We start from the raw sequence: 7,354 nt of genomic DNA, 5'->3' as shown, positions 1-7,354 counted from the left end.
TTATTAGCGAGCTGACTATCATATCATGTTAATTATGTTTGTCAAGCTTTTTTATAATTTGTTTCAGTAAGTTAAGACCTTGATTCAACTAAATTATTTAGTCTGTATCTCGCCCTATCCCTTAATGAGGTGCGTATTATAGACGGTTTGTTTTGGAAGTCAAGAAGTATTTTTATTTAATTTGAAGTTTTTATCTTAAAAGATTTGAACTTCTTATCAAACTTGCTAGCTGCTAACCTAACCGTTAATCGCTTAACTTGCTAAGTATCAGTGCCGCTCCTCGTTCCGATAGGGGCGTATTATACGCAGTTTAGTTTGGCCGTCAAGCTTAAATTTGGGTTTATTTTGGCTTGGTTCGAACTGTTATAGGTATATGTATAATTATCAATAACTTAAAGTGAAAATACTTATTTTGTACTCTTAACCTTTTTTATTAGTACTGTTGTTTGCGCGATTGGCTGCCATCGGTGTTATTTACCCTGATAGTTAAAGCTAAGGTTATGAAGACTTTGTTATGTCATTCCTATATAGATAAGTAATTGACTCTCAACCTTATATATTACCGGTTATAGATGGCTGGTTTTAATCTATAGTTATAAGGCACAATTTAGGGCGCTACCCCTTACTATCTAGTGTTTATAGCTGGTTTTTGCTATAGTAAGCGCTTTATGGCATGGCACGCTTACTTTAGCCTTTAACCGTATTTAAAGTCTAGTTTGCAACACTTATTGATAAATGTCTTCTTACTATTGAGCTTTGTAATAGTTATACCTATATAGGAAGCTAAATAATAAGCGTATTGAGTAGTGCCTATCCAATATACAACAACGATATCTCACAACTTGTGAATACAATTAATGCGGTCTGACGGTCATATGATTGATGGTTGCAATCATCACTGCTAAAGGACCCAAAAAGGTGAATAGATTATGGTAGCGATTACTTTACCCGATGGTAGCGTAAAAGAGTTTGAAGGCAACACCACGGTTATGGAAGTGGCGCAAAGTATTGGCGCAGGACTTGCCAAGGCGACCGTTGCTGGACGCGTAGATGGTCATCTGGTAGATGCCTCCGACCCTATTACCCAAGACGCAGCGGTTGAAATCGTTACCCCAAGAGATGCTGATGGTGTCGATATTATTCGTCACTCCTGCGCGCATCTGCTCGGTCATGCGGTCAAGCAGCTCTACCCTGATGTGAAGATGGTTATTGGCCCTGTGATCGAAGATGGCTTTTATTATGACATCTATAGCGAGACGCCTTTTACGCCTGAGCATATGGAAGCGATAGAAAAACGCATGATGCAGTTGATAAAGCAGGACTATGACGTCATAAAGAAGATAACCCCACGCGATGAAGTGATCAAGATATTTGAAGAGCGCGGTGAGGACTATAAGCTTAAATTAATCAACGATATGCCGGGCGAAGAGGCTTTTGGTCTGTACCATCATCAAGAGTACGTCGATATGTGCCGTGGGCCGCATGTGCCAAACACACGGTTTTTGAAAGTGTTTAAACTCACTAAAATGTCTGGTGCGTATTGGCGCGGTGATGCCAAGAACGAGCAACTGCAGCGTATCTATGGTACAGCGTGGGCAGATAAAAAAGATTTAAAAGCTTATATCCAGCGTATCGAAGAGGCAGAAAAGCGCGATCATCGCAAGATCGGTAAAGCGCTTGATTTGTTTCATATGCAAGAGCAAGCGCCGGGTATGGTGTTTTGGCATGCTAATGGCTGGACCATTTATCAAGTCCTTGAGCAGTATATGCGCAAGGTACAGTACGATAATGGCTATGAAGAAATTAAAACCCCGCAAATCGTTGATCGTAGCTTGTGGGAGCGTTCGGGACATTGGGGCAACTATGCCACCAATATGTTCACCACTTCGAGCGAAAACCGTGATTATGCGGTTAAACCTATGAACTGCCCTTGCCACGTGCAAGTATTCAATCAAGGATTAAAGTCTTATCGTGAGCTGCCACTGCGTATGGCAGAGTTTGGCTCTTGCCACCGTAATGAGCCATCAGGCTCCTTGCACGGTTTGATGCGAGTACGCGGCTTCACTCAAGATGATGCGCATATTTTCTGTACACAAGCACAAATCCAAGAGGAAGTCGCAGAGTTTATTAAGCTAACTTTGGCAGTATATGAAGACTTTGGCTTTGATAATATCATTATGAAGCTCTCCACCCGACCAGAGAAGCGCGTTGGTAGTGACGAGTCTTGGGACTTTGCCGAAAAAGCACTGGCAGATGCGCTTGATAGTTCAGGTCTCGATTGGGAATATCTACCGGGTGAAGGTGCGTTTTATGGCCCTAAGATTGAGTTTAGTCTCAAAGACAGTTTAGGTCGCGTTTGGCAATGCGGTACCATTCAGGTCGATCCGAATATGCCAGAGCGCCTTGATGCAGAATTTGTCAATGAGCAAAACGAGCGCGAAACCCCTATTATGCTACACCGTGCCATTCTTGGCTCCTTTGAGCGCTTTATCGGTATTTTGATCGAAAACTACGCCGGTTGGATGCCGGTATGGCTTGCCCCGCAGCAAGTAGCTGTGATGAATATCACCGATAAACAAGCAGATGCTTGCGAAAATGTGGTAAAAGAGCTCAAAAACGCAGGTATTCGTGCTGTCAGTGACTTGCGTAACGAAAAGATTGGTTTTAAGATACGAGAGAAAACATTAGAACGTATTCCCTATATGCTAGTATTAGGGGATAAAGAAGTTGAATCGGGCAGTGTCAATGTCCGAACACGTGAAGGTGAGAACCTCGGCGTGATGAGTGTTGATGATTTTATAGCATTAGTACAGACCGCTGTCAGCAAAAAAGGCCGACAGACCCCAAAAACAGATGAGGAGTAATACCTATTAAACAGTCCAACCGTTTAAATATTAATGAAGATATTAACGTCAAAGAAGTCCGTCTAGTCAAAGAAGATGGCGAGCAGATGGGTGTCGTTGATATCGAAACTGCCCTAAATGCGGCACGTGAAGATAATTTAGACTTAGTCGAATTGGTTCCAGATGCCAAACCGCCCGTGTGTAAGATCATGGATTACAAGCACTACCTCTATGATCAAAAGCAAAAGGCAAAAGAGGCGAAGAAGAACCAAAAGCAGACTCAATTAAAAGAGATGAAACTGCGTCCGAGTACTGAAGAGGCTGATTATCAGGTCAAACTGCGTAAAATCGTCAGCTTCTTGGAAGATCAGGATAAAGTTAAAGTCAGCATTCGCTTCCGTGGTCGTGAGATGGCACACCAAGAGCTTGGACGTGCACAGCTTGAGCGCATCATCGAAGATACCGCTGAGATCTCTAATGTCGAGCAGCCGCCAAAGATGGAAGGTCGACAGATGGGTATGCTACTAGGCCCCACTAGAAAAAAATAAGCCGATAGCGCCCCTCATTTTATAACGTCTTTGTATTTTTTGACCATCAATATGCGTACGTGTATTGGTGGTTTTTTGCTTTAAGAGCCTATTTTGGCAACCTTTTTTATCAAACTATAACCGAAATGATAAGCAAACCTGAGCCCTTAAGTGTAAGATAAATCATAACTACAATAACTTTATTATAAATTTGAGAAGCATTATTCACTTTAGCCATTATAGGACTTTTTATGCAAGAACTAACGCCACCTGAAAACTCGTCCACTCCTAGTATTTCTCTGACACCGCCTGAACCAGTCAAATCAGTTGATACCAGCGAAGCGGATCAAATGGTCAAGCTCGATAAAAGCCAGATCCCAGAGCTGGATGCCAAGGTCGATGCTTTTGTTGATCATGTGCTTACTAACTCTGCTAATAGTCCTGAATTTCAGCAAAACGTGCAATCTATTCATAACCTAGGCTCCAAAGAGATTCGTGAGTCCGCGCAAGTCTCCAATCGCATGCTAGACTTGCCTGCAAAAAGTCTCAACGATGGCTTATTTGACAGCTCACCCATTGCTAAATCCTTGACGGAGCTGCGCGGCATTGTGGAGGATTTAGACCCAAGCAAAAAGCAATTGACCAGCTCGCGTAAGCTGTTTGGCCTCATTCCATTTGGTAATAAAGTCCAAGACTACTTTCGTCAATATGAGTCCGCGCAGTCGCATATTAACGCCGTCGTCACAAGCCTTTATAATGGTAAAGACGAGCTACTCAAAGACAATGCCACGATTGAGCAAGAAAAAGTCAATATGTGGGAGCTGATGCAATCGATTCGTCAGTACATCTATGTCGGCAAAAAGATCGATGAGCAGTTAGAACAAAAGATTCACGCTATAGAAGCGACTGATCCTGAAAAAGCACGTATTATTAAAGAAGAGATGCTGTTTTATGTGCGTCAAAAAAACACAGACTTTTTAACCCAACTCGCGGTTAACGTCCAAGGATATCTAGCGCTTGATACCATTCGCAAAAATAACTTGGAGCTGATCAAAGGCGTGGACCGCGCGACGACGACGACAGTATCAGCACTACGCACCGCCGTCGTAGTAGCACAGGCGATGACCAATCAAAAACTGGTACTCGATCAAATCACCGCACTTAATAAAACGACTAGTAGCTTGATTGAGTCGACCTCAGAGATGCTCAAACGTCAGTCTGGTGAGATCCATGAGCAAGCCACTAGTAGCACCATTGAGCTTGATAAATTACAAAACGCCTTCAATAATGTCTATGAGACGATGGATATGATTAGTAATTATAAAGTTGAAGCGCTTGAAAACATGAAGCAGACGGTCAATACTTTGACCAGTGAAGTCGACAAAGCGCAGAAATACCTCGATAAATCGAATCAGACGACAGTATTAGAAGTGTCAAAAGAGCTTGATAGTAAACAGATAGCAGATAAGTCTGGTATCGATATCTAAAAATGCACTATTTAAGCAACTGCTCATCTCTACAAGCTGTCTCTACTGTCAAAAACTTCTGATACGCTCATTAACTGAGCGTATCCCTATAGCTATCACACTTAACACAAACAATTGACGTAAGATATTGTCTACTGGTTCGTGTTAAGATAGCCCCTATTAATAATTTTAAAAATAGATACGGTAATTTATGAGTTGGAATGATCCAAACGCCTCAAGTGAGGCACAACGCTATGACAATCCTATTCCCAGTCGTGAGCTGATTCTGAGCACGATTAGTGATAATAGCGATGTTACGCACAAAGCATTAGCTAAAATCTTCGGTATCGAAGATCCTGACCAGTTCGATGCGCTAGGTAATCGTCTAAAAGCGATGGCGCGTGATGGACAAGTCAATCGTGAAGGTCGACCTTATCGTTATCGTCCAGTGACTCAGCACGATATTGTCAGCGGTACAGTTTCAGCGCATCCAAAAGGCTTTGGTTTTGTGGTGCTCAATGATATGCCAGATCTTTTCTTGCATGAAAAACAGATGCGTTGGGTGTTCAATGGCGATTCTGTTGAGGCTATAGGTACTTCTACGGACAATCGCGGACGTACTGAAGGCCGTATTATCGATATCACCTCGCGTCAACAAAATCAGTTCATCGGAACACTTGCCAAAGATGAAGAAGGTTACTGCGTAGAATTGGGTAGCCCTAACAGTCATCAACCTATTACCTTGGCAGATGACCACGTCGATGCTTTGAATGTCAAACAAGGCGATCCGGTCAAAGTCGATATCATTGATTGGCCAAACCAGCATGAGTTTGCGACTGGCAAGATCACTGAAGTGCTCAATGACGATAACGATCGCGAGCTGATTATTGAGACCACTTTACTCAATTATGATATTCCACATGAGTTCAGCGAAGCCACGCTTAAGCAAGCCAATGACTATAAAGAACCCACCGAAAAAGACACTAAAGGTCGGACTGACCTGCGTGGTCTGCCTTTAGTAACTATCGATGGTGAAGATGCACGCGACTTTGATGATGCCGTGTTCGCTGAGAAGCGCTCTGGCGGTAACTACCGGGTACTAGTCGCTATCGCTGATGTTAGTCACTATGTAACGCCGAACTCACCGCTCGATGTTGAGGCCTATGAGCGTGGAACATCGGTGTATTTCCCGCACCGAGTGATTCCGATGTTGCCTGAGGTACTCTCAAACGGTTTATGTTCATTGAACCCTAATGTCGACCGCTTATGTATGGTCGCCGATATCAAAGTCTCACGTGCTGGCAATGTCACCGGTTATGAGTTTTATCCGGCGGTGATGAACTCACAAGCACGTCTGACCTATAACCAAGTCAATGACTACTTTGCTGATCCAAAGGATGACAGTATTCCTAAGTCGCTCACAGGTAATAAAGCGGTCAAAAAATCTGTCGATACCTTGCATCAGCTCTATGATCTACTGCTCAAAAAGCGTGAAGAGCGTCATGCTATGGAGTTTGAGACCGTTGAGACTTATATCAAGTTCAATGAAGAAGGCGGTATTAAAGCGATTGTACCGCGTACGCGCGGCGATGCTCATAAACTAATCGAAGAGTGTATGCTGCTGGCGAATACTTGCGCGGCAAACTTTGCGCTCAAGCATGATCTGCCGGTACTGTACCGTAATCATGATAAACCAGATCAAGAAAAGTCGATGCGTATCCATGAATACGCCAAAAACTTCGGTTTGCCCTTCCCAGAAGAGAGCCCGACGCAGGCCGATTATCAGCGCCTGATTGAAGCAACCAAAGACCGTCCTGATGCGATTAGCATTCATAGCATGCTACTACGCTCGATGATGCAGGCCAATTATGCGCCTGATAATATCGGTCACTTCGGCTTAGCGTACGATGAATACAGCCATTTTACCTCGCCGATCCGTCGCTATCCTGATTTGATGTTGCATCGCGCGATCAAAGCAAAAGTTACTAAGACTCAGCAGCCGGTTATGGACTTTTCTTTGGAGGGAGCAGGCACGCAAACTTCAGATACTGAGCGCCGTGCGGAAAGAGCTTCACGCTATGTCGAGTCGTGGCTCAAGTGTCACTACATGAAAGATCATGTCGGTGAAGACTTCGAAGGTGTAGTCACGAGTGTCACAAACTTTGGTCTGTTTGTGACTTTGTCTGATTTGTTTATTGATGGTCTAGTGCACATCTCTAATGTTGGTGATGACTTTTTTGTCTATGACGAGCAGCAACAACAGCTGATTGGTAAGGACAAAGGTACGGTATTTGGTTTGGGCGACTCGGTAAAAGTCAAAGTCGCTGGCGTCAATATGGACTTATTGCAAATTGATTTTGATCTGTTAGAAAAATTAAAATCAAGTCAGATGAACCAAACGAAGAAAGACTCTTCCAAAAAGAGTCCGGTCAAAAAGACCAATGGTCGTAGCAGTAGTAAAAGCAAAGGTAATAGCAAGAAAAGCTAAGCAGCTTTGGTAATTGATAAATTTAGAGAC

Annotated in this window: 4 protein-coding genes; all 4 read left to right on the top strand. The window is 43.3% G+C overall.

Annotated features, from left to right (window positions below; translation table 11 throughout):
• Nucleotides 1–929: 929 nt before the first annotated feature.
• The 4 genes from thrS to rnr all read left to right on the top strand — a co-directional run bounded on the left by thrS (nt 930) and on the right by rnr (nt 7,324).
• Nucleotides 930–2,864: a threonine--tRNA ligase gene (thrS, locus tag AAEY83_RS11595; RefSeq protein WP_025645242.1), complete on the top strand. Its 1,935-nt coding sequence runs from the start codon at nt 930–932 to the stop codon at nt 2,862–2,864.
• A gap of 5 nt (nt 2,865–2,869) precedes the next feature.
• Nucleotides 2,870–3,391, top strand: a complete 522-nt coding sequence (gene infC / locus AAEY83_RS11590) for a translation initiation factor IF-3 (protein WP_037059002.1) — start codon at nt 2,870–2,872, stop codon at nt 3,389–3,391.
• A 230-nt stretch (nt 3,392–3,621) separates the two neighbouring features.
• Nucleotides 3,622–4,857, top strand: a complete 1,236-nt coding sequence (locus tag AAEY83_RS11585) for a toxic anion resistance protein (protein WP_025645238.1) — start codon at nt 3,622–3,624, stop codon at nt 4,855–4,857.
• Nucleotides 4,858–5,047: 190 nt separating this feature from the next.
• The gene (gene rnr / locus AAEY83_RS11580) at nt 5,048–7,324 is read left to right on the top strand and encodes a ribonuclease R (RefSeq protein ID WP_025645236.1); all 2,277 of its coding nucleotides are present in this window, start codon (nt 5,048–5,050) and stop codon (nt 7,322–7,324) included.
• Nucleotides 7,325–7,354: the final 30 nt, after the last annotated feature.

It is taken from the genome of Psychrobacter sp. TB20-MNA-CIBAN-0197, from assembly GCF_040309765.1.
GTDB lineage: Bacteria > Pseudomonadota > Gammaproteobacteria > Pseudomonadales > Moraxellaceae > Psychrobacter > Psychrobacter submarinus.
This window is presented reverse-complemented; position numbering and strand designations above follow the sequence as displayed.